Origin of the sequence: Brevibacillus laterosporus DSM 25 (assembly GCF_002706795.1) — a bacterium.
Lineage (GTDB): Bacteria > Bacillota > Bacilli > Brevibacillales > Brevibacillaceae > Brevibacillus_B > Brevibacillus_B laterosporus.
Map to the genome: position 1 here is coordinate 2,589,936 of NZ_CP017705.1, position 21,636 is coordinate 2,611,571.

A 21,636-nucleotide genomic window follows, 5' to 3' on the forward strand; every position below is an offset into this window, starting at 1 on the left:
TTTAGACCAAATTCTCAGGATTCAAGCCTTTCAGTTCAGGCAAGACGAATATACCATCCTTGCGAATCAATACATCATCAAACCAGATTTCGCCACCGCCATACTCAGGACGTTGGATTTGTACCAAATCCCAGTGGATAGAGGAGCGGTTACCGTTGTCAGCGATATCATAGGCATTACCAGGTGTAAAGTGGAAGCTTCCCGCGATCTTTTCATCGAACAAGATGTCGCCCATTGGCTGTAGGATGTGAGGGTTAAAGCCGATTGCAAACTCCCCAATGTAGCGGGCACCTTCATCTGTATCTAGAATCGTGTTTAGCAATGCTGTATTACTGCTAGTAGCTTCAACAATTTTGCCCTCTTTAAACGTGAGCTTCACGTCTGTAAAGGTCGTACTATGGTAATTGGTTTTTGCATTGTAATAGACAGTACCTTCAACGGAATTACGTACAGGAGAGGTATAGCATTCACCATCCGGTATATTTGCTTTACCATCGCATTTGATAGTTGGTATTCCTTTAATAGAGAATCGTAGATCAGTTTCTGGACCCACAATGCGTACCCGGTCTGTTTTGTTCATCAATTCTACTAATGGGTCCATTGCTTTGGACATTTTGGCATAGTCCAGATTGCATACGGAGAAGTAGAAATCTTCAAAGCCTTCCAAGCTCATATTAGCAGCTTGTGCCATAGCTTTGTTTGGATAACGAAGTACGACCCAGCGTTTATTTGGAACGCGCTCTTTAAGATGAACCGTGCTGTAATAAACGCGGGAGTAAAGCCCCATTTTCTCTTCTGGAATATCAGAGTACTCATTTACATTTTCGAAGGCACGTACCCCAATGTATGCGTCCATATCTTCCATGCGCGCTAACTCATGCTTAGCAAAAAGTGCCATGTGCTCTTCGCTTGAGCCCATGATCAAGGAGCGCATAATTTCCTGATCTTTTACAGTGACAACAGGAAGAGCTCCTACTGCAAAAGCTTCACGTACCAGCGCTTTAACTAATGCGGGCTGGAGTCCAATATTTTCGATTAGCACCTTTTCCCCTTTTTGTAAATCGAGAGAGTAACGAATTAATCGACTTGCAAGTTCATTGATGCGTGAATCCATGCTTTAACACCTCTTTTTATAATATGTATAACATGAATATATTATCAAAGATTATTCCTTCCTATAAGCAAGTCTCATAGATGCGAAGGACGTCATCAGCTGATAACGCTCTTGTACTTGGAATGTGGTCAACGCCTCCACCGGTACGAATTGCCTCGTGAGCCAGACGTGGCAAATCTTCGTGAGAAATACCAAAGTCGGATAAGCGCTGAGTAATTCCCATCTGCTGATACCAATGAGCAACAGCTTGGATGGTAGCCTGTGCTGCGGTCTGATCAGATTCGGCTGTTACCTGGAAGCACTGTCGTCCTAAACGGGCGAGCCTCTCAGGGCGATCTATTGCTACAAACTGCTCGAAGTATGGCAGGGAAAGGATAGCAAGTCCACGTCCATGAGACATATCGAAATGTCCGCTTAAAGGATGTTCGATCTTGTGTAGTGGATACCCTGCATTTCGACCTGCTCGGGCAAATGGAGAAATGCCAAGTGTGCTTGCCCACAATAAGGTGGAGCGGGCTTCTTCGTTATGAGGTTCAGCGATAGCAACCGTAGAAAACTGAACGACTAAACGAATCAATGCTTCTGTGACGCCGTCTTGTACATGAGCGTCATTGGGACCAACCAAATATTCTTCAAATAAATGCGAAAAGATATCTGCAGAAGACTCAGCTGTCACCCGAGCTGGGACTGTGTAGGTTAGAGATGGGTCAAGAATAGCTACTTTAGGGAATAGGGCTGGACCTGAAAAGGAGCTTTTTTCATGGGTCTCCCAGTGAGTTAGTACAGTGATGTTGTTAGCTTCAGAGCCTGTTGCCGCCACAGTGGGAATTGTCAGTAAAGGTAGAGCTTCAGTTACGGGAACCAGTTCTTTGGCTGTGTTCTGAGGATTACCACGCAAATATTCATAACTGGATCGACCGGACAGAGCTACGGCAGCAATGGCTTTCGCTGCATCCATGACAGAACCGCCACCAAGTGCAATGACGAAATCGCAGTTTGTTTCGCGGGCAAGCTGTCCTCCGCGGTCTACGGTGGAGGTGCGTGGATTTGGTTCTACCTGATCAAATAGTTGGTAAGGTAGTTTTGCAGCTTGTAGTAACTGTTCTACCTTTGCTAATAGTCCTGTTGATTTGGCTGATCGTCCGCCTGTCACCAACAAAGCTTTTGTTCCTAATGCACGTGCCTTCGTACCGACATGTGCAAGCTCACCGACTCCAAAGTAGATGTGAGTGGGAAATTGAACCTGGAAAGGGTACATGGTACCATCGCCTCTTTTCATTAGAAAACAGTTTCGTGTTCGAAAGAAAATCCGAACATAAATCGTGTCTATATTGTACCACAATGGCATTTTGGCAATCTAAGAAGAAGTGCAAAGCTATAAACACGAACAATTGTCGAATATATCCTTTATAATATTCGTTGATTATCTGTTTGGTTTATGTTTTAATCAAGTTGAAAGTGATTTGTTGACTAAAACACGCATAAAGCTTGTAGCGGGAGGAGAATTTTTCTTGGAAAAGCGCGAGCAGCTATATGAAGGAAAAGCGAAGCAGGTTTATCTTACTTCAGATCCAGATGTGTATTGGGTGGCTTATAAGGATGACGCCACTGCTTTTAATGGCGAGAAGAAAGGGACAATAGTGAATAAAGGAAGATGGAATAATCAGATTAGCGCGATTTTATTTAAGGCGTTGACTGAAAAAGGCATCGCCAATCATTTTATCCGCCTGTTATCTGAAACGGAGCAATTGGTTAAAAAGGTCGACATTATCCCGTTAGAAGTGGTTGTGCGTAACATTGCTGCCGGGTCCTTAGCCAAGCGTTTGGGGTGGGCTGAGGGCGTACAATTAGATGAACCAATCATAGAATTTTATTACAAAAGTGATGAACTAGGAGATCCGCTCATTAATAATGACCACATTGCTATTTTAAAGATTGCCACAGTTCAAGAACTAACGGTAATGAAAGAGACGGCTTTGCAGGTCAATGAATTTTTACAGGAATATATGGGTGCAAGAGACATACTTGTTGTTGATTTTAAATTAGAATTCGGCAGAACCTCAGATGGAGAGGTATTGTTAGCAGATGAGATATCACCGGACACCTGCCGTTTCTGGGATGCAGAGACGATGGAAAAGCTGGACAAGGATCGTTTTCGTCGCAACTTAGGAAACGTTGAAGAGGCGTATCAAGAAATGCTGAAACGATTAGGAGGAGAAGTTCATGTGTAAAGCTGTTATCTATGTTACCTTGCGTGAAAGCGTACTAGACCCTCAAGGGCATGCGATACAAGGAGCCCTTCATACCTTAGGATTTCAACAAGTAAAAGATGCTCGCATCGGAAAATATATCGAATTGACACTAGATACAAACGATCACCAAGCAGCCGAAAAGCAAGTGAAAGAGATGTGTGAAAAGCTACTAGCTAATACTGTCATTGAAGAATACCGCTACGAGCTGGTAGAACTGGTGGAGGGATAAGATGAGAGTAGCTGTTATCGTATTTCCCGGCTCTAATGCAGATGTGGACATGTACAACGCAGTAGAAGATTGCATGCAGGTGCCTGTTGATTACGTATGGCACTCCGAAACAGATTTATCAGCTTACGATGTCATTCTTTTACCAGGAGGGTTCTCCTACGGTGACTACTTACGCTGTGGTGCAGTAGCCCGCTTCTCACCTGTTATGGAGCAAGTGGTTAAGGCGGCACAGGAAGGTAAATTAATTATGGGAGTCTGCAATGGTTTTCAAATCCTGTTAGAAACAGGCTTGTTACCGGGGGCTATTTTACGGAACACCTCGCTTACTTATCGCTGTAAATTGTCTACATTACGTGTAGAAAATAATCAGACTCCATTTACCAATGCATTTGCCAAAGGGGAGCGAATTGAAATCCCGATTGCGCATGGAGAGGGTAACTATTTCTGCGAAGAGGAAACATTAAGAAGTATGCAACAAAACGGACAGATTGTCTTTCGCTACGATGGAGAGAATCCAAATGGCTCCTTGGACGATATCGCAGGGATTACGAATGAACGCGGAAATGTACTTGGTATGATGCCACATCCAGAGCGTGCTGTGCATAGCTGGATGACATCAGCCGACGGTCGTACCATGTTTACCTCAATTCTGAATGCCTGGAGGGAAAAAAACGGTGTCACAACTTACGCATAACGAACCATCAGCAAACCGTATTGCAAAAGAACGTCTATACCGTGAACTAGGTTTAACAGATGAAGAATACCAAAGCGTTGTCCGCTTGCTAGGCAGACAGCCAAATTGGACAGAAATTGGGCTATACAGTGTGATGTGGTCTGAGCACTGTTCTTATAAAAACTCTAAACCAGTGCTTCGTCGTTTTCCAACCAAAGGTCCTCGTGTTTTGCAAGGACCGGGTGAGGGAGCAGGTATTGTTGATATCGGTGATAATCAAGCTGTAGTTTTTAAAATCGAAAGCCATAATCATCCTTCAGCTATCGAACCTTATCAGGGAGCAGCAACCGGTGTTGGTGGTATTATTCGCGATGTATTCTCGATGGGGGCTCGTCCGGTAGCGTTATTGAATTCCTTACGTTTCGGGGAATTAAAAACACCTCGGGTCAACTATTTATTTAAAAATGTTGTGGCTGGGATTGCAGGGTACGGCAACTGTATTGGAATTCCTACCGTAGGAGGAGAGATCAGTTTTGATCCAACCTATGAAGGAAATCCACTTGTGAATGCTATGTGTGTGGGGTTAATTGATCATGACAAGATTCAAAAAGGTGTAGCTAAAGGAATTGGTAACCCAGTAATATATGTCGGGGCCAGCACTGGTCGGGATGGTATTCATGGTGCTACTTTTGCTTCTGAGGAACTGAGTGAGGAATCAGAGAAAAAACGTCCTGCTGTGCAGGTTGGCGATCCTTTTATGGAAAAATTACTATTGGAAGCTTGCCTCGAGTTAATTGAAACAGGTGCAGTTACAGGTATACAGGATATGGGAGCGGCGGGCCTTACCTCATCAAGCGCAGAAATGGCCTCCAAAGCAGGTAACGGAATTGAAATGAATTTAGATGTAGTACCTCAGCGTGAAAAAGGGATGAGCGCTTATGAAATGATGCTATCCGAATCACAAGAGCGCATGCTGGTAGTCGTAGAAAAGGGAAGAGAGTCAGAGGTTACAGCCATTTTTGAAAAATGGGGACTCTATTCCGCAGAAATTGGGCGTGTAACGGATGATGGCATGTTGCGCTTACTTCATCATGGCGAAATTGTTGCCAATGTACCAGTAGATAGCTTAGCAGAAGATGCACCCGTCTATCATAAACCTTCAAAGGTACCTGCTTATTACGAGCAGAATGCAGCTATAGATTCTACAGACTTCGAAATGCCAACTGATCTAAATCAAACGCTAGTCCAATTGCTAGCACAACCAACAATTGCTAACAAAGCGTGGGTATATGAGCAATATGATCACATTGTTCGTGCCTCAACTGCTGTAACGCCAGGTTCGGATGCAGCAGTGGTGATGATCCGTGGAACTCGTAAGGCGCTGGCTATGAGTACGGATTGTAATGGTCGATATGTTTATCTTGATCCAGAAGTGGGTGGAGCAATCGCGGTTGCCGAATCAGCACGGAATGTGGTTTGTTCGGGTGCTGAGCCATTAGCTATCACAGACTGCCTGAACTTTGGAAATCCAGAAAAACCAGAGGTTTTCTGGCAATTTGAGAAAGCGGTAGAAGGTATGAGTGCTGCATGCAACGCATTGTCTACTCCGGTTATTGGCGGAAATGTTTCACTCTACAACGAACGTAGTGGTGAGGCAATTTATCCCACACCGGTAGTTGGAATGGTTGGTCTTATTACAGACGTGGACCATATTACGACACAAGAGTTTAAACAAGAGGGAGACATCATTTTGTTGTTGGGTGAAACTCACGCAGAAGTAGGTGGCTCAGAGTATCAAAAGCTACTGACAAGTAACATCTCCGGTCGCCCTCCACAAATTCATTTGGAAAAGGAAGCAAATGTTCAAAAAGTAGTGTTGTCTGCAATTCGCGCAGGGTATGTACAATCAGCTCACGACTTGGCGGAGGGTGGATTGGCTGTCGCTCTTGCTGAGAGCTGCTTTGGAAAAGAGATTGGGGCAACGATTGACCTAACTGACGACTTACGCGCTGATCTGGCACTATTTAGCGAGTCACAATCACGTATTCTAGTGAGTACAACGCAAGACAATGTTAATCAAGTGAAACGGATAGCAGAAGAGCAGGGAGTGGCTTGCCAAGTACTAGGTACAACAGGATTAGACCATTTGGTTATCACACATCAAGGCAAAGAAATCGTGAACGCATCACTTACTCGCCTAAAATCAGCATGGAAGGATGCGATACCATGTTTGATCCAATAATCTGGGATAAGTTAAATGAAGAGTGCGGTGTTTTTGGAATATACAATCACAAGGAGGCAGCCCCACTTACTTATTTGGGGCTGCATGCTCTTCAACACCGTGGTCAGGAGAGCGCCGGAATCTGTTCATCCGATGGAGAAAAATGGTATAAGCATCGTGGAATGGGATTAGTAAGTGAAGCGTTTGGGCAAGGAGAATTAGCTAAGTTCCATGGGCATTTAGCTATTGGACATACACGTTATACTACACAAGGCTCAAGTAGGATTGAAAATGCACAACCTTTATTTTTTAATTATGCACAAGGTAGCATGGCTGTTGCTCACAATGGAAATTTGGTAAACGCAGGAGTTATTCGCAAGGAACTGGAGAAAAAAGGCTCTATTTTTCAAACAACCAGCGATACAGAAGTGATTGCGCATCTTATTGCCCGTTCATCGAAGAAGGATTTACCTTCCGCGGTTAAGGAGGCCTTACAGGAAATTAAAGGCGCCTATGCTCTTTTGGTAATGAACGAGGATCAGTTAATTGTAGCGCTTGATCCAAATGGATTACGACCACTATCGCTTGGAACATTGGGAGAAGCGATTGTAGTTGCTTCAGAAACCTGCGCTTTTGATATCGTAGGAGGTTCCTATTGGCGTGAGATCGAGCCAGGTGAGTTATTGGTTATTGATCAGCATGGTATCCAATCCCACCGATTTGCACCGAAAATAAACCGTACGCTATGTACTTTCGAATATATTTATTTTGCACGACCAGATAGTGACATTGATGGTATTAATGTACACATGGCTCGTAAACGACTTGGGAAGCAATTAGCTTATGAAGCACCAGCAGAAGGTGATGTGGTAATCGGTGTACCCGATTCTAGTACTTCAGCGGCGATTGGTTTTGCTGAGGCGACAGGCATTCCATATGAGATTGGTTTTATTAAAAACCGTTATGTTGGTCGCACCTTTATTCAGCCTTCTCAAGAGTTACGTGAGCGTGGAGTTCACATGAAATTGTCAGTAGTTCGTAAAGTTGTAGAAGGTAAACGAGTGATCATGATTGATGATTCGATCGTACGCGGAACGACGAGTAGTCGTATTGTACAGATGCTACGAGATGCAGGAGCTGCTGAAGTCCATGTTCGAATCAGTTCCCCACCTGTAAAAAATCCGTGTTTTTATGGAATTGATACATCATCCTTTGATGAATTGATTGCATCGAATAAATCTGTTGAAGAGATTCGGCAGTATATTGGAGCGGATTCATTAACCTTTATGACACCACAGGGCATGATTGATGCTATTGGGCGTATAGACAGTGATAAAGCACCGAATCGGGGGCATTGTCTGGCTTGCTTTACAGGTAATTACCCGACGGAGGTTAACTTCGAGGAAGCCTTACCAATCACGAAATGCTAGAAGGGAGCGATTACAGATGAGTCAAGCATATAAAGAAGCTGGTGTTGATATCGCTGCCGGCAATGAAGCGGTTGAGCGAATGAAAAAACACGTTAAACGCACGTTTCGTCCCGAAGTGATGAGTGGACTCGGTGGATTTGGTGCCTTGTTCCGTCTAAATGTAGCAGAGTATAAGCAGCCCGTGCTTGTATCTGGAACCGATGGTGTAGGGACTAAGCTAAAGCTCGCTTTTCAAATGGATCAACATGATACAATTGGCATTGATGCAGTAGCGATGTGTGTCAATGATGTTGTGGTACAAGGTGCTGAGCCTTTATATTTTTTAGATTATGTTGCATGTGATAAGGTAATCCCGATGAAGCTGGAATCCATTGTGAAGGGAATTGCGGACGGCTGTGAGCAAGCGGGCTGTGCCCTGATTGGTGGAGAAACGGCTGAGATGCCTGGTATGTATGCAGGTGGAGAATATGATATCGCTGGTTTTACTGTTGGGGTTGTTGAGGAATCAAAAATAATTGATGGAAGTAACATACAAGCAGGGGATATGTTAATCGGTATTACATCAAGTGGTGTTCACAGTAATGGATTTTCTTTGGTACGAAAGGTATTGTTGCAGGATGCTGGATTTTCGTTGCACGATCAAATAGAAGGTTTTGAAAAAAGTTTAGGTGAGGTCTTACTCACTCCCACAAAGATTTATGTCAAACCAATTTTGTCCTTATTAAAACAGGTTGATGTTAAAGGAATGGCGCATATTACGGGTGGTGGATTTACGGAGAACATTCCACGAATGCTACCGGATGGACTACAAGCTTCCATTACATTAGGGAGCTGGCCAGTATTACCGATTTTTAAATTGATCGAAAAAACAGGTAATATCAACCAGCAGGACATGTTCCTTACTTTTAACATGGGAATTGGAATGGTACTTGCTGTAGCCCAGAAGGATGCTGAGTACGTATTAAAAATGCTTCAGGAAGCTGGAGAGGAAGCGTATCTGATTGGGGATGTACAGCAAGGCGACAGTGGGGTTGTATATGTGGAAGGGGAGCACCGATGAGGATAGCGGTGTTTGCTTCAGGAAGCGGATCTAACTTTGAAACGATTGTGCAAGCGACTCGAGATGGACGTCTTCCTTCCTTAGAGGTAGCTTTGTTAGTCTGCGATCAAGCTAAAGCATATGCGATTAAGAGAGCAGAGCGGCTGGGAATTCCTGTGTACTTGTTTTCAGCCAAGGATTATATATCGAAGGAAGCGTTTGAACAAGAGATTTTAGCTCAATTGAAGCTATTAGAAATTGAATTTATTGTACTAGCTGGCTATATGCGATTGATAGGAAATGTATTGCTTACCGGCTATGAAGGGCGGATGATCAATCTGCATCCGTCTCTATTACCGGCATTCCCAGGAAAAAATGCTATTAAGCAAGCATGGGAGTACGGGGTAAAAGTGATGGGAGTGACTGTTCATTATGTCGACGAGGGAATGGACACAGGTTCCATCATTGACCAAGAAGTCATTTTTGTTCACAAGAATGATACGATAGAGAGCTTAGAACAAAAGATACATGAAATAGAGCATAGGCTGTTGGTTCGTGTGTTACAAAATATTAGTGAAGAAGCCCTGATAGGAATAGAAGGTAAGGGGAATCTATCTAGCTGAACAACCTGGTGTAGCAACATAATTAAAGCGTTCTCCTTCAGGATGAAGGAAAACGCTTTTCTGTGTTTGATTCGTATCGGAGTAGAATGATCTCAACCACCTAAAAGTATCTTTCCACGACTTTCCCACTCACCAACTGCTTGCCTCATTCATACGATAAAGTAAGTGGGCACGCACACAAGGAGGCGAACAACTGGAATGGCAGATATCGTATCCAATTTGCTGAGCAAGCTTAGTGAGCGAACAGGCAGAGAGTGGAGCATTCATGACATTTATCGTTTGGCGCAAAAGCTACCTGAAGTAAATAGTCAAAATATAACTTCAGTACTAAATGAGATATCTGACATGGGATTGAACGTGTCCAAAGAGGCACGTGATCAGGTATTAACTAAAGTAAAAAACAAGGATTATACAGGAATTAAAAATGAAGTGCTACAACATCCTGTTGATGAGGAAGAATCACCTACCGAATGTAGCATGGATAAAAAAGAGAAAAAAGCAAAAAAAGAGAACAAAGCAAGTCAAAAAGCAAAAGGAGAATCTGCAAAAGTTGCTTTGCATCAAAAATCGAGAAAAGGATCTGAAGGTCTCTATCATAGTGAAAAAAAACTAAGTAAAAAAAAAGAAAAAAAGAAGCGTGTGTAAAATAAAGGAAAACCGTACAGCCCGCGTTATGGGAGGTACGGTTATTCCTAGCAAAGGTTTCTATAACGTATCCATTACCTCAGATAGGTTCTCTGCTGAATGTGCGACATGAGAAACAGCCTGATTCATTTCTTCAATTACGCGTGAAAAAGTGACAAGCTCTTGTTCAATCAGGTTGCTACGTTCCTTACTAATACTGACCGCTTTTTGGATATTTGCAAAAAAGCAGGTTATTTCGCTCATCGAAGACGTAGAGGAAGTAATCAATTCTTCTACACGGTCGAGAAGCGAAGACACTCTGGAGGTTTGATTATTTGTTTTTTCAATCAACTGAGTTACACCAGAGACCGACTTTTTCGTTTGTTCAGCGAGCTTGCGTACTTCATCTGCAACCACAGCGAACCCCCTCCCTTGTTCACCAGCACGAGCTGCCTCGATGGCTGCATTTAAGGCAAGGAGATTGGTTTGTTCGGCGATACCAGTTACTACACTAACAATTCCACGAATTTGTTCTGAAGTATTTTCTAGGGCTTTCATTTCGACGGAGATTTCTTTCATACTAGACTGGAGCAGGTCGAATTGGCTTACCTGCTCGTCAAGCTTGTTGGTACCCTCTATGGATAAATTTTGCGCTTCGATAGAGGATGCGGTTCCTTTCTTCGCATGAATCACAAATTCGCCAGCTTGAGCACTTAGCTCCTGGACAGCAGCACTCGTTTCTTCAGAGATAGCAGCTAATTCCTGAGCGGATTGGTTGACTTTTTCACGGACAATCACTTTCTTATCTTCCTCTAAACCACGTAAACGGTTTATTTCATCTTGGTAAGCCTCCAACACAATTTGTTGCTCAATACTTAATAATTTAGTAATTGCTGTCACTGATTTATGGTAATCAGATTTACTGTCTATATGTATGTCTAGCATATTGAACAACGAAATGGATAAATCCTGAAAGGCACATAAATACCATTTAGGTAAAAGACCGATTTTTACATGAGCTATGGCAATGCGTTTACGCTGCTGCAGGAAGTTCTCATCAATAATACCGTTAAACAATTGTAAAATATGAGTACGCAAAGTTGATTTTAAACGGTCAATGGAGCTGTGGCGTTCAATAATGACCATCAAGGAAGGCTCGTGCTTCAGATTCTTATAAAATTGATTTACCATCTCATCGATATGTTGTTCAACGAATGGTTGCAGACATCGGGCAATGCGAAGATCAGATTCGGAAAGTTGAATCATTTCTAATTGTTTCATGACATCGGAATGTTTTGACACGGTTAGAGATACATGCTCTGCATGCGCTTGCTCATCTAGTGAGAATGCTTTCTTATTGTGGTTAGAACCAAAAAATGCGGAAAAAGGTTTGGCGCACATGAAATACCCCCCGGAATAATGAGACAGCAGTTTTTGATCTGATTGTCCGTTGCAATCTCTTTTGATTGTAATATATATAATATAAAATAAGTGATTCCCTATCATATGAACTGTGACCCGTAAGATGGACATTTTGAAAAAAGTGACCTTCTTACGGGTCTTTTGTGTTTTAATCAACTTATTAAAATAAAGCGAGGAAAGAATTGTGGGAAAAACAAGAGCTAATTCAAAGGTTTTCACGGAACAAGAAATGAAACATCTTGAAGCTAACCCTTATGTTCAGCATGTAACGTACAAAAGTATTACTTATGCACCAGCATTTAAGGTAGCAGCTGTCAAAGCGTATCAAGAGGGACAAACACCTATGGAAATTTTTTGTGGTGCTGGTTTTGACATAGACGTTATTGGTCATGACAAACCAAAAACATGCTTAAAACGTTGGCGTAATGTGTATCAAATTCATGGAGAGATCGGCCTTTTAGAAGAACAACGAGGAAAGAAAAGTACGGGTAGACCCTCGACAACGGAGTTGTCCGTAGAGGAAAAGCTTAAACGAGCTGAGGCGCGTATCAAGTTTTTAGAGGCGGAGAACGACTTTTTAAAAAAGCTCGACGCGCTCGAAAAGCAGAAGTTGCAGAGGTAACGTTATCCCCCTCCGAGCGCTATCAAATCATTAATCGCACCATACGTCAGTACAATTTGCGTGATGTAACACGATATCTTTGTAAACTTGCATGTGTTAGTGCGAGTGGCTACTACCGTTGGCTTCGTGCGGAGAAAACTAGACAGCTACGAGAGGATGCGGACGAGCATGACATTAAACTTATCAAGAAGCACTTTGACGCTCTTCGTGGTAAAGCAGGAGCATTAGTTATTAAGATGCGACTTGAGCGTGAAAGTGGAGTGATCATGAATCATAAAAAGATTCGTCGATTGATGCGAAAGTATAAACTTGTTGCTACCATTCGCCAAGCCAATCCCTATAGAAAATTAGCTAAGGCAACGCAAGAGCACCAAACATGTCCCAACCTGTTGCAGCGTCAGTTTGATCAGGGAGAACCTGAAAAAGTACTGCTCACCGATATTACGTATATGTATTACGGTAATGGTCAATGTGCCTACCTGTCGGTAGTCAAGGATGGGGCAACAAAACAGATTTTAGCTCACTATCTTTCTTCTTCTTTAAAGCTTCCATTGGTGAGGATTACTTTGAAACGACTGTTCCAACGTCTAGATGGCAACATTCACCCCGAAGCCATTCTACACTCAGACCAAGGTCTGCATTATACCCACTTTAAAACCCGTCGCTTAATCAGGAAAGCAGGCTTTAGGCAGTCCATGTCCCGTAAGGGAAACTGTTGGGATAATGCTTCCATGGAAACTTTTTTTGGTCATATGAAAGACGATTTGGAATATAAGACATGTCAAACGATACAAGAGTTGAGGGATCGAGTAGACAGTTACATTGATTATTACAATTCTGAACGTTACCAGTGGTCATTAAAAAAGATGACCCCTGATGAATGATCTTGCCCCTGTCAAGTAGACAACTTTAAACAAGCCCCATCTAGGCTACCTGAGTTCGGTATTCTATCGGACTCAGGTTTTTTAATCGAGATTGAAACCGTTGCTGATTATAGAAATTAATGTAACCGTGAAGAGCTTCTTCCACTTCTTTATCTGTTTGAAACGAATGAAGGTACAAACACTCTGTTTTTAAATGCCCAAAGAACCCCTCAATACAGGCGTTATCTAAACAGTTACCTTTTCTAGACATACTTGCTACGATTTTATATTGCTGAAGGAACTGGTTATACTGCTTTGAGGTGTACTGGTATCCTTGATCACTGTGTAGGAGGACTCCGCTTACATCCCGCTTTTTAATCGCTAATTTTACGGTATCCATTACGAGTCGTAAATCATTACGTTTGCTTGTTTTGTAGGCAACAACTTCGTTGTTATACATGTCGTATATGACAGACAGATAAAGACGGCGACCATTAAATAGTATGTAGGTAATATCTGTAGCCCATTTCTCATTTGGCCGTGAGGCGCAAAAATTTCGATTCAGCTTGTTTTCGGAGATGACAACCTTCTCTTTGCGCCCAAAGAATTTTCGTTTTTTACGGATTAGCGCTTGTATCCCAAGTTCCTTCATAATGCGATACACACGTTTATGATTGACTTTTAGCCCGTACCTTCTAAATAACCACACTTTTATTCGGGGATACCCGTAAATACCTTTGACCTCTTGATGACACTCCATGATCATTTCTCTTAATTTTTCATTTACCAATTGTTTTGAGGTGGGGTGTTTCTCACGAGAAAGCCACTTGTAAAAACCACTACGAGATACTTTCGTAATTTTACACAATAAAGTAATAGAATACTTTTTAGACAATTCTTTAATAAGCTCGAAAAAACAGCATTTATCTTTCGGTTTCACCTCTTTTCTAGACCTAGCCACTTTTTTAAGAATTCGTTCTCTGCACGTAATCGAACTATCTCTTCCTCCGTACTCTCTGGCCTTATTCGTGGTCTTCCTCTAAGAGGATTTTTTGTTCTCCCGCGTTTTTCATCTAGTCCCTGTATACCTTCCTTTCTATAATGATCAACCCATCTTCTTAAAATAGAAGGGTCACTAATGCCGAGATCCCTTGTAAGTGTTTTGTACCCTTGTTCACCGCTCAAATAAAGCCGTACGGCTTTTAACTTAAAATCCTTTGAATATGTTTTTCTAATTTCCCCCATAGAAAATTCCCCTCCTAGTTAATACAGTAAGGGGTCTTGCTTCTTACTGTCTACTAAAAGGGGATAATATCAGAATTCAGAAGTCATCTTTTAGCTGCCTAGTTAGGTATTCTTTTAAAACTGTCTACAAATAGGGTCACAGTTCACATATAGAACTATAGTAGCTTCTATTTAAAATTAATATATCCTCTAGTTATATCGGTACCTTTTTTGTAAAAAGTAAGGTGTTTATACAGTTTCAGTATTTTATTTGTAAATAAGAATGTCAAGTGGTCGTGAGGTGAGAACATGAACTCATTTTGGCGATTTATTACTTCCTATTTTGTTGCCACACTGATATGGGTACTTATGTGGAGTAAAGCTGAGGGAATGATACCTGCTATTCAAGTAGCCTGGTTTACCATCGGTGTTGTATCTGGATCTATTTTAATCATGAATGTAAAAAACACATACCCAAGAAACCAACAAATCCTTTATCTGTTACTCGGCTGGCTGAGTATTTATGCAACCATTCATTTATTCGAATGGAAGCTAAAGGTGATAATCATGGCCTTTTGATGGTAAGGAGAAGTCTATTGGCATTTTTTGGATTCTTTATTATTCCTCTCTATTACAAGGGCGAGGAAGGCTAGTACAGAACTGATGATGCTAAGTATAGCGGCCCAAAATGCTAAATTTTCTGATGAAACACCAAGATTCCCCACTAAATCGGATGTTGCTGGCATGACTCTTCCTCCTCTCTGTCGACCTAGTAATCAGTTTATGTCTGCATACACAACGAGGGACTAGGCAGATATACGTACTGTAGATCAGGATTTAGGAAAACGTGATTGAGCAATATCATGTATAAGAGATGATTTGTACACATGATTTCCGACAATGCTTTGTTGGGCGGCTTGGTACATGCTATAGGCTACTTCTTCAGCAGGGATAGCACGATAAGTCGCCAATGGGCCTATTAACAAGGGAGAGAGAAAAGGAACCAGCTTACCTGCCCAATGTTCGGCAAATCGATACTCATGACGTTTACCTAGTAATAGGGAAGGACGAAAGATTAAGGTAGTAGGCAGCTGGAGATGTGTAATGTCTCGTTCCATCCTTCCTTTTAATTGATTGTAAAAGAAAAGAGAGTTCACATTTGCACCTAGAGCAGAAACCAATAGAAATTTTTCAGCGCCTTGTTGTTTAGCTAGGCGAGCCATGGTCAATGGATACTCATAATCAACACGTTGAAACTGTTCCTTACTTTTGGCCTTTTTTCGTGTGGTACCAAGACAACAATAGATATGCGTACAAGAGAAAAGAGAGCCGTATTGATCCAGATTTTCAAAAGAAAGAACAGCTTGTTCGAGTTTAGGATGATCAATAGGTAGTGCCTTACGTACAACCACATATATACGCTCATATTCAGAAGCTTCTAACAAGAAAGAGAGTAAATGTCCTCCTACCAGTCCGCTTGCACCCGCAAGAAGGGCTGTTTTCTTTTGGAGCATGTCAACAATCCTTTCTGACTTATTCCATCTTTCTTATTATCTCCTATTTTTTACAGAAAAAAAAGAACATCATGACGGAAAGAAATTAGAAAGTAAATAAAAGGTAATTGGCGATTTTAGTAGTAAAAATGTTGAAAAAAACGTACGTTTATAATATGATTAGCTTGAAATGTTCGTGTTAAACGATTTAATTACATGTCAGGAGGTTCTTTCCGTGGGGAAAAAGAGAGCACTGATTAGCGTATCTAACAAAACAGGTGTGGTGGAATTTGCGAGCCAGCTTGTCAAGCTAGGTTTTGAGGTCATTTCAACTGGGGGTACAGCGACGCTTTTAGCTGATGCAGGTGTTAAGGTAACAGGAATATCAGAGGTAACTCAGTTTCCAGAAATGATGGATGGACGGGTAAAAACTCTGCATCCAGCTATTCACAGTGGTTTGCTGGCAGTTCGTGATAATAAAGAACACGTGGAGCAAATGGCGACCCAAGGTTTTGAATATATTGATATTGTAGCTGTAAATCTTTATCCGTTTAAGGAGACGATCTCTAGAACAGATGTTAGCTATGAGGATGCGATTGAAAATATTGATATCGGTGGCCCAACTATGCTGCGCTCCGCTGCAAAGAATCATGCATACGTGACTGTAGTTGTTGACGCCAATGACTATGAGCTTGTGTTGACTGAAATTCGAGAAAAACAAAACACCAGTCTAGAAACCCGCAAGCGTCTAGCGGCTAAAGTATTTCGTCATACGGCAGCCTACGATTCTCTCATCTCACGTTATCTAAGTGAACAAACAGGTGAGGAATTGCCAGAGAGCTTTACTGTTACCTATGAAAAAGCCCAGGAACTCCGCTATGGAGAAAATCCTCATCAGATGGCAGCCTTTTATCGAGATGCGTTGGCTACTAGGGGCAATATCGCTACATGCAAACAACTTCACGGCAAAGAACTTTCCTATAATAATATTAACGATGCTAATGCTGCACTAGCTATATTGGCTGAATTCAGCGAACCAACAGTAGTTGCAGTAAAACATACCAATCCATGTGGGGTAGGTGTGGGAGTGACAATTCACGAGGCTTACCAAAAAGCGTATGATGCTGACCCTGTCTCTATTTATGGAGGGATCGTAGCAGCGAATCGCCCGATTGATCGTGAAACAGCTTTATTACTAAAAGAAGTATTTTTAGAAATTATTGTAGCGCCAGCTTTTGAACCAGAAGCGTTGATTATTTTGCAGGCAAAGAAAAATGTACGTTTACTTCAGATGGACACAATAGCTTCTTCTGAGCATAAAGGTATATTAAGCTCGGCTTTTCAAATTACTTCTGTGCATGGTGGAGCGCTTGTGCAAGAATGGGATCGCAAAGCGCTTGACCCTACTGCTATAATGGTCGTAACTGAACGTTCGCCAAGTGAAGAAGAGCTAACTCAACTAGAGTTCGCTTGGAAGGTGGTCAAACACGTTAAGTCTAATGCGATCGTTCTAGCTAAATCAGATAAAACGATCGGTGTTGGTGCGGGGCAGATGAACAGAGTAGGTTCAGCTCAGATTGCGATCACGCAAGCTGGAGAAGAGGCCAAGGGAGCAGTTCTTGCCTCGGATGCTTTTTTCCCAATGTCTGATACAGTAGAAGCGGCAGCCCAAGCAGGAATTACAGCTATTATTCAACCTGGTGGCTCTATTCGAGACCAAGAATCGATCGATGCGTGCAATCGTCATGGCATTGCTATGATTTTCACAGGTGTCCGTCATTTTAAACATTAAGGGGAGGACAAATAGGATGAAAGTTTTGGTAGTAGGCAGCGGGGGAAGGGAACACACCCTCGTGTGGAAACTGGCACAAAGCCCTAAAGTGGAGAAAATATTCTGCGCTCCGGGTAATGGCGGAACCGCTGCTCTGGTGCAAAACGTTCCGATCCAGGTGACAGATTATGCGGCACTGGCTCAGTTTGCGAAAGACGAGGAAATTGATGTTACCGTTGTCGGTCCTGAAGATCCACTTTTAGGAGGGATTGTAGATTTCTTTACTCTACGTAACCTACCTATATATGGTCCAAGTGCAAAAGCTGCAAAACTGGAAGGCAGCAAGTCCTTTGCTAAATGCCTGATGAGAAAATATGATATTCCAACTGCGGAATATGAATCTTTCCTCGATTTTGAATCTGCTATTGCTTATGTAAGAGAAAAAGGGGCCCCCATTGTTATTAAGGCGGATGGTCTGGCACAAGGAAAAGGTGTCATTCTAGCTTTTAGCTTAGAGGAAGCAGAAGAAGCAATCCGCCAGATCATGCAGGATAGTAAGTTTGGTCAAGCTGGAAGCCGCATTGTTATTGAAGAGTTTATGCAAGGAGAAGAATTAACGTTGCTCTCATTTATTGATGGAGAGACCGTTAAACCAATGATTCCTTCTCAGGATCATAAAACGGTATTTGATGGAGATAAAGGACCTAATACCGGTGGAATGGGTGCGTATGCTCCTGTACCTCAAGTAAAGGATAGCGATATACAACATATGATAGATACGATTGTTCAACCAATGGCTTCTGCTATGGTAGCGGAAGGCATCCCATTTCGTGGTATTTTGTACACGGGAATAATGCTTACCGAGGAAGGGCCTAAGGTTGTAGAATTTAATGCCAGATTTGGCGATCCAGAAACACAAGTCGTATTGCCTTTATTGGAAACGGATTTAATAGATATTATTATGGCCACATTAAATGGAAGCTTGGCCGACTTAGACATCAATTGGAGTAAACAGAGTGCGGTTACAGTTGTTATGGCTTCACCAGGATATCCGGGGGATTATCCTAAGGGGGCTATCATTACTGGTGTGGACGTGCCTGTAGCCGATTCGCCTAAACAAGACAATCAGGAGATCGTGTTTCATGCTGGTACGAAACAAGAAGCTGATCATTTTGTAACAAGTGGTGGACGGGTACTGGCGGTAACTGCTTTAGCAGACTCCTTACAGCTAGCAAAAGAAAAGGCGTATCAGGCTGTAGCAAAGATATCCTTTACAGGTGCACATTATCGTAGAGATATTGCTGATAAAGCTTTTAAAAAGGTATAGGAAGACTAGTATAACATTTAGTCTGGACTGAACAAACAAAAGGGATTGGGCCTCTGTGGCCTTATCCCTTTGTTTGTTTTTACTCAGCATCATGAGTAGACGAATTCTTATTCTGTGATTGATCAAGATGTGAGCTGTTTTGATGAGTAGATTGCTTTTGAGATGCTTGATCACTTTGTTTTTCGCTTTCTACAAAGCTTTCGAAAGCCTTACGAGCAAGCTCTTCAACATGCGTATTTTGAGAGTTATGGTCTGTTGCTTGCTCATTTTCAGAATGTACCTGTTGATCTGTAGAGGTGCGCTTCAATGCTCGGTTTTTCATCGACGAGGTAGCCTCTCGGGTCTTGTTGTAAAGAGAAAGGCCTGTTGGAATAATTTTATCCATTGCTTGACGGACTAAATCCTCTTTTCTTGTGCTGATACCAAACGCTAAAAGGATTGGACAAAAGCGTGTGATTCCTTCGGCTACTTTCATAGCTGACCATAGTAAGAGACCATAAGGCTTTTTACCATAACGATAATTTGACATTTTGCTAATAGCGCATCCTAAACCAACTAGTCCCAATGTTATACGAATATAGGCATCAAACCTACCAACATTCTTTTTCATGCTCATCCAGCCTCCTTCCTTGTGTTAGTTTGTGTTGAGAAGCGATTGTCCACCCAAGGAAAAAATGGTAGGAAAGCAGGGATCGCTTAGCATACCATATAACTAGTAAATGACGATGCTAACAAGAGAGGAGAGGGAATGAGTGAGGGCAAGAAAACTAACAGAAATTGCTTATAAACAATTGATTCGTACGGCAAAAGGACTTGAAGCTGCTAGTGTGTGGATTACTGGAGGGACAATATTAGATGTATATACGAAGTCCTGGCGAAAAGCAGACATAGTCTTGGCTGGTGAGCGTATTGCTTATGTGGGAGAAAAAGTACCACTAGTGAATGATGATACAATTTGTATAAATGCAAAGGACAAGTATATCGTTCCTGGATACATAGAGCCACATGCTCATCCTTTTCAATGGTATAACCCGTTCACTTTAGCTGATTATGCCCTACAAACAGGGACTACGACAATGATAAGTGATAGCTTATTCTTTTTTCAATTGTTGCCGTATGACAAGCTCTCTTCGCTTTTTGGTGAAATAAATAAGCATCCTATGAAGCAATTTTTTTGGGCCCGATTGGATTCACAAACGTTACCTGATCCAGAAGGTGTTTTCCAACGTGAAAGGATAAAGGAGCTGTTAGATCACCCTTTAGTGATTCAGGCCGGAGAATTAACCGATTGGAGAGGCATATTGGATGAACGAGAAGAGTTGTTAGAGGGCATGCGTTATGCTCTGGATCTAGGTAAGCGAATAGAGGGACATCATCCAGGTGCTTCTTATCAGACATTGGCTCTAGCAGCTGCTCATGGGGTAGGGGCTTGTCATGAAAGTATGAAGGCGGAGGAGCTGTTGCACCGCTTACAAGTGGGAATGTATGCCACACTTCGTCATTCCTCCATTCGACCTGATCTGCCCAAATTGATCACAGAATGGCTAGAGTTAGATTTACCTTGGTCGCCTCGTATGATGCTGACATCCGATGGAGCAACAGCTCCGATGCTTCGAAACGGAGTAATGGACTACACGATCCGAGTTGCGATTGAGTCAGGTATGCCAATTGAGGAAGCCTATGTGATGGCAACCCTGAATTCTGCTACGTATTATGGCATGGATACCGAAATAGGTGGAATTGCTCCAGGTCGTCTGGCTGATATATTGTTACTTACGGAAAAAAATAATCCAACCCCAGAAACAGTCATTGCAAATGGTCTTATTATCGTACAGGAGGGGCAGGTAGTTGCAAAGGTACCAAAGAGTCAAATGAGTGATTATGTTTCTGGTAGTCTCATCATGGAAGAAATGGTGTCTGATCAATGGTTTTTGTTTCCAGATAAGACGCAAGCCCTTTCCTTAGATACTCTTCCTGTAATCTGTATGATTAATGCGGTTATTAGTAAATTAGATGAAACAACCGTTATTCATGATTGGGAGGAGCTTATTCAAATACCGGATGCGATGCTTGCAGTATTAATTGATCCAAAAACGAAACAATTGACGAAGGCTATTTTACGAGGCTTTGCAGTTGAGCTGGAGGCATTAGCTACCAGTTTTCATGCATCCACAGAATTTCTCGTGCTAGGTCGTAATCCTCAATCGATGAAAGCGGCCCTACAGGAGATCATGGCATCAAAAGGTGGAGTGGCGATCATCGAAAAGGGGGAAGTGCTTTTTCATATACCCTTACCTATAGGAGGGAAAATGACAGATGAATCGATGGAGATCGTTATGGAAAAAAGCGAGCGCTTTACCACTTTAATGAAGGAACGTGGATATCGATTTGATGATCCAATTTATTCCTTATTATTTTTTACTGCCACCCACTTACCCTTTGTTCGTTTTACCAAGGCTGGAATCTATGAAGTGAAGACTGGTTCCTTGATTTATCCTGCTACTCCGCTCTAAAAAGTCTTCCTAATAGGTTATCAATAAAGCTTCTCATCCTTGTTGATATGTGTAAAATAGTGCTAATAGTGCGGTAGAATCGATTCGATAAAAATTATTTTTTTCTTGTAAATTTTCAGATTTATTTTACAATAAAAAATAATCATTAACACAAAACGGTTCTTCTTACCTAAAGTTGTCAAAACCCGAATGATCT

General features: G+C 42.0%; 21 protein-coding genes and 1 pseudogene. 14 read left to right on the forward strand and 8 right to left on the reverse strand.

The genetic code is table 11. The annotated features are described in order from the left end of the window. Position 1 precedes the first annotated feature (1 nt). Together BrL25_RS12505 and BrL25_RS12510 are read right to left on the reverse strand one after the other, a co-directional pair. Entirely contained in the window at positions 2 to 1,114 is a 1,113-nt protein-coding gene (locus tag BrL25_RS12505; protein WP_018674280.1) for an aminopeptidase, read from the reverse strand. 61 nt (positions 1,115 to 1,175) lie between these two features. Continuing rightward, complete coding sequence (locus tag BrL25_RS12510; RefSeq protein WP_018674281.1) at positions 1,176 to 2,372, reverse strand: iron-containing alcohol dehydrogenase; 1,197 nt, start codon at positions 2,370 to 2,372, stop codon at positions 1,176 to 1,178. A 253-nt stretch (positions 2,373 to 2,625) separates the two neighbouring features. On the opposite strand from BrL25_RS12510, the gene purC reads away from it, so the two are divergent. The 8 genes from purC to BrL25_RS12550 all read left to right on the forward strand — a co-directional run bounded on the left by purC (position 2,626) and on the right by BrL25_RS12550 (position 10,226). Beyond that, entirely contained in the window at positions 2,626 to 3,345 is a 720-nt protein-coding gene (gene purC, locus BrL25_RS12515) for a phosphoribosylaminoimidazolesuccinocarboxamide synthase (protein ID WP_018674282.1), read from the forward strand. Continuing rightward, positions 3,338 to 3,595 (forward strand): phosphoribosylformylglycinamidine synthase subunit PurS, encoded by a 258-nt coding sequence (purS, locus tag BrL25_RS12520; protein ID WP_018674283.1) that lies wholly within the window; start codon positions 3,338 to 3,340, stop codon positions 3,593 to 3,595. The genes purC and purS overlap by 8 nt, the downstream gene beginning before the upstream one ends. A 1-nt stretch (position 3,596) precedes the next feature. Next, positions 3,597 to 4,289, forward strand: coding sequence for a phosphoribosylformylglycinamidine synthase subunit PurQ (purQ, locus tag BrL25_RS12525; RefSeq protein ID WP_018674284.1), 693 nt, complete (start codon positions 3,597 to 3,599; stop codon positions 4,287 to 4,289). Next, entirely contained in the window at positions 4,270 to 6,510 is a 2,241-nt protein-coding gene (gene purL / locus BrL25_RS12530; RefSeq protein WP_018674285.1) for a phosphoribosylformylglycinamidine synthase subunit PurL, read from the forward strand. Before purQ ends, purL begins: the two co-directional genes overlap by 20 nt. After that, positions 6,495 to 7,919 carry an amidophosphoribosyltransferase gene (gene purF / locus BrL25_RS12535; RefSeq protein WP_018674286.1) on the forward strand — a complete coding sequence of 475 codons (1,425 nt, stop codon included), beginning with the start codon at positions 6,495 to 6,497 and terminating at the stop codon, positions 7,917 to 7,919. The genes purL and purF overlap by 16 nt, the downstream gene beginning before the upstream one ends. Before the next feature lie 16 nt (positions 7,920 to 7,935). Then, the gene (gene purM / locus BrL25_RS12540; protein ID WP_018674287.1) at positions 7,936 to 8,979 is read left to right on the forward strand and encodes a phosphoribosylformylglycinamidine cyclo-ligase; all 1,044 of its coding nucleotides are present in this window, start codon (positions 7,936 to 7,938) and stop codon (positions 8,977 to 8,979) included. Next, a complete protein-coding gene (gene purN / locus BrL25_RS12545; RefSeq protein WP_018674288.1) occupies positions 8,976 to 9,581 on the forward strand; it encodes a phosphoribosylglycinamide formyltransferase in 606 nt (201 codons plus the stop codon). The genes purM and purN overlap by 4 nt, the downstream gene beginning before the upstream one ends. 198 nt (positions 9,582 to 9,779) lie before the next feature. Next, positions 9,780 to 10,226 (forward strand): hypothetical protein, encoded by a 447-nt coding sequence (locus BrL25_RS12550; protein ID WP_018674289.1) that lies wholly within the window; start codon positions 9,780 to 9,782, stop codon positions 10,224 to 10,226. A gap of 60 nt (positions 10,227 to 10,286) precedes the next feature. On the opposite strand, the gene BrL25_RS26305 is transcribed toward BrL25_RS12550, so the two are convergent. Then, on the reverse strand, positions 10,287 to 11,606 hold the full coding sequence (locus BrL25_RS26305) for a globin-coupled sensor protein (protein ID WP_018674290.1): 1,320 nt from the start codon (positions 11,604 to 11,606) through the stop codon (positions 10,287 to 10,289). Positions 11,607 to 11,811: 205 nt separating this feature from the next. On the opposite strand from BrL25_RS26305, the gene BrL25_RS25645 reads away from it, so the two are divergent. Both BrL25_RS25645 and BrL25_RS12560 read left to right on the forward strand, forming a co-directional pair. Beyond that, positions 11,812 to 12,249, forward strand: coding sequence for an HTH domain-containing protein (locus BrL25_RS25645; RefSeq protein ID WP_104033844.1), 438 nt, complete (start codon positions 11,812 to 11,814; stop codon positions 12,247 to 12,249). A 17-nt stretch (positions 12,250 to 12,266) separates the two neighbouring features. Next, positions 12,267 to 13,133, forward strand: a pseudogene (locus tag BrL25_RS12560) (IS3 family transposase); the annotation flags it as partial. Between the two features lie 40 nt (positions 13,134 to 13,173). Here BrL25_RS12560 and BrL25_RS12565 read toward each other — a convergent pair. Then, complete coding sequence (locus BrL25_RS12565) at positions 13,174 to 14,052, reverse strand: IS3 family transposase (protein WP_236848055.1); 879 nt, start codon at positions 14,050 to 14,052, stop codon at positions 13,174 to 13,176. Beyond that, a complete protein-coding gene (locus tag BrL25_RS12570; RefSeq protein WP_099327224.1) occupies positions 14,049 to 14,357 on the reverse strand; it encodes a transposase in 309 nt (102 codons plus the stop codon). The genes BrL25_RS12565 and BrL25_RS12570 overlap by 4 nt, the downstream gene beginning before the upstream one ends. A 288-nt stretch (positions 14,358 to 14,645) precedes the next feature. Between BrL25_RS12570 and BrL25_RS12575 the strand changes: the two genes are divergently transcribed. Further along, positions 14,646 to 14,915 carry a hypothetical protein gene (locus tag BrL25_RS12575; RefSeq protein WP_018673618.1) on the forward strand — a complete coding sequence of 90 codons (270 nt, stop codon included), beginning with the start codon at positions 14,646 to 14,648 and terminating at the stop codon, positions 14,913 to 14,915. 14 nt (positions 14,916 to 14,929) lie between these two features. Here BrL25_RS12575 and BrL25_RS25155 read toward each other — a convergent pair whose 3' ends face one another. After that, the gene (locus BrL25_RS25155) at positions 14,930 to 15,082 is read right to left on the reverse strand and encodes a hypothetical protein (RefSeq protein ID WP_018673619.1); all 153 of its coding nucleotides are present in this window, start codon (positions 15,080 to 15,082) and stop codon (positions 14,930 to 14,932) included. 84 nt (positions 15,083 to 15,166) lie between these two features. Next, positions 15,167 to 15,850 carry an NAD-dependent epimerase/dehydratase family protein gene (locus BrL25_RS12580; protein ID WP_018673620.1) on the reverse strand — a complete coding sequence of 228 codons (684 nt, stop codon included), beginning with the start codon at positions 15,848 to 15,850 and terminating at the stop codon, positions 15,167 to 15,169. Positions 15,851 to 16,064: 214 nt separating this feature from the next. Between BrL25_RS12580 and purH the strand changes: the two genes are divergently transcribed. Next, a complete protein-coding gene (gene purH, locus BrL25_RS12585) occupies positions 16,065 to 17,621 on the forward strand; it encodes a bifunctional phosphoribosylaminoimidazolecarboxamide formyltransferase/IMP cyclohydrolase (protein WP_018673621.1) in 1,557 nt (518 codons plus the stop codon). 16 nt (positions 17,622 to 17,637) lie between these two features. Next, a complete protein-coding gene (gene purD / locus BrL25_RS12590; protein ID WP_018673622.1) occupies positions 17,638 to 18,927 on the forward strand; it encodes a phosphoribosylamine--glycine ligase in 1,290 nt (429 codons plus the stop codon). A gap of 79 nt (positions 18,928 to 19,006) precedes the next feature. Here the strand turns inward: purD and BrL25_RS26255 are convergent, their stop codons facing one another. Beyond that, a complete protein-coding gene (locus tag BrL25_RS26255) occupies positions 19,007 to 19,537 on the reverse strand; it encodes a YgaP family membrane protein (RefSeq protein ID WP_018673623.1) in 531 nt (176 codons plus the stop codon). Between the two features lie 142 nt (positions 19,538 to 19,679). Between BrL25_RS26255 and BrL25_RS12600 the strand changes: the two genes are divergently transcribed. Continuing rightward, a complete protein-coding gene (locus BrL25_RS12600) occupies positions 19,680 to 21,440 on the forward strand; it encodes an adenine deaminase C-terminal domain-containing protein (RefSeq protein WP_018673624.1) in 1,761 nt (586 codons plus the stop codon). Positions 21,441 to 21,636 lie beyond the last annotated feature (196 nt).

Coding starts and splice junctions, on each gene's coding strand:
- BrL25_RS12505 (WP_018674280.1), bottom strand. CDS start 1,114: ATGGATTCACGCATCAATGAACTTGCAAGTCGATTAATTCGTTACTCT.
- BrL25_RS12510 (WP_018674281.1), bottom strand. CDS start 2,372: ATGTACCCTTTCCAGGTTCAATTTCCCACTCACATCTACTTTGGAGTC.
- purS (WP_018674283.1), top strand. CDS start 3,338: ATGTGTAAAGCTGTTATCTATGTTACCTTGCGTGAAAGCGTACTAGAC.
- purQ (WP_018674284.1), top strand. CDS start 3,597: ATGAGAGTAGCTGTTATCGTATTTCCCGGCTCTAATGCAGATGTGGAC.
- purF (WP_018674286.1), top strand. CDS start 6,495: ATGTTTGATCCAATAATCTGGGATAAGTTAAATGAAGAGTGCGGTGTT.
- purM (WP_018674287.1), top strand. CDS start 7,936: ATGAGTCAAGCATATAAAGAAGCTGGTGTTGATATCGCTGCCGGCAAT.
- purN (WP_018674288.1), top strand. CDS start 8,976: ATGAGGATAGCGGTGTTTGCTTCAGGAAGCGGATCTAACTTTGAAACG.
- BrL25_RS12550 (WP_018674289.1), top strand. CDS start 9,780: ATGGCAGATATCGTATCCAATTTGCTGAGCAAGCTTAGTGAGCGAACA.
- BrL25_RS26305 (WP_018674290.1), bottom strand. CDS start 11,606: ATGTGCGCCAAACCTTTTTCCGCATTTTTTGGTTCTAACCACAATAAG.
- BrL25_RS12570 (WP_099327224.1), bottom strand. CDS start 14,357: ATGGGGGAAATTAGAAAAACATATTCAAAGGATTTTAAGTTAAAAGCC.
- BrL25_RS12575 (WP_018673618.1), top strand. CDS start 14,646: ATGAACTCATTTTGGCGATTTATTACTTCCTATTTTGTTGCCACACTG.
- BrL25_RS25155 (WP_018673619.1), bottom strand. CDS start 15,082: ATGCCAGCAACATCCGATTTAGTGGGGAATCTTGGTGTTTCATCAGAA.
- BrL25_RS12580 (WP_018673620.1), bottom strand. CDS start 15,850: ATGCTCCAAAAGAAAACAGCCCTTCTTGCGGGTGCAAGCGGACTGGTA.
- purD (WP_018673622.1), top strand. CDS start 17,638: ATGAAAGTTTTGGTAGTAGGCAGCGGGGGAAGGGAACACACCCTCGTG.
- BrL25_RS26255 (WP_018673623.1), bottom strand. CDS start 19,537: ATGAAAAAGAATGTTGGTAGGTTTGATGCCTATATTCGTATAACATTG.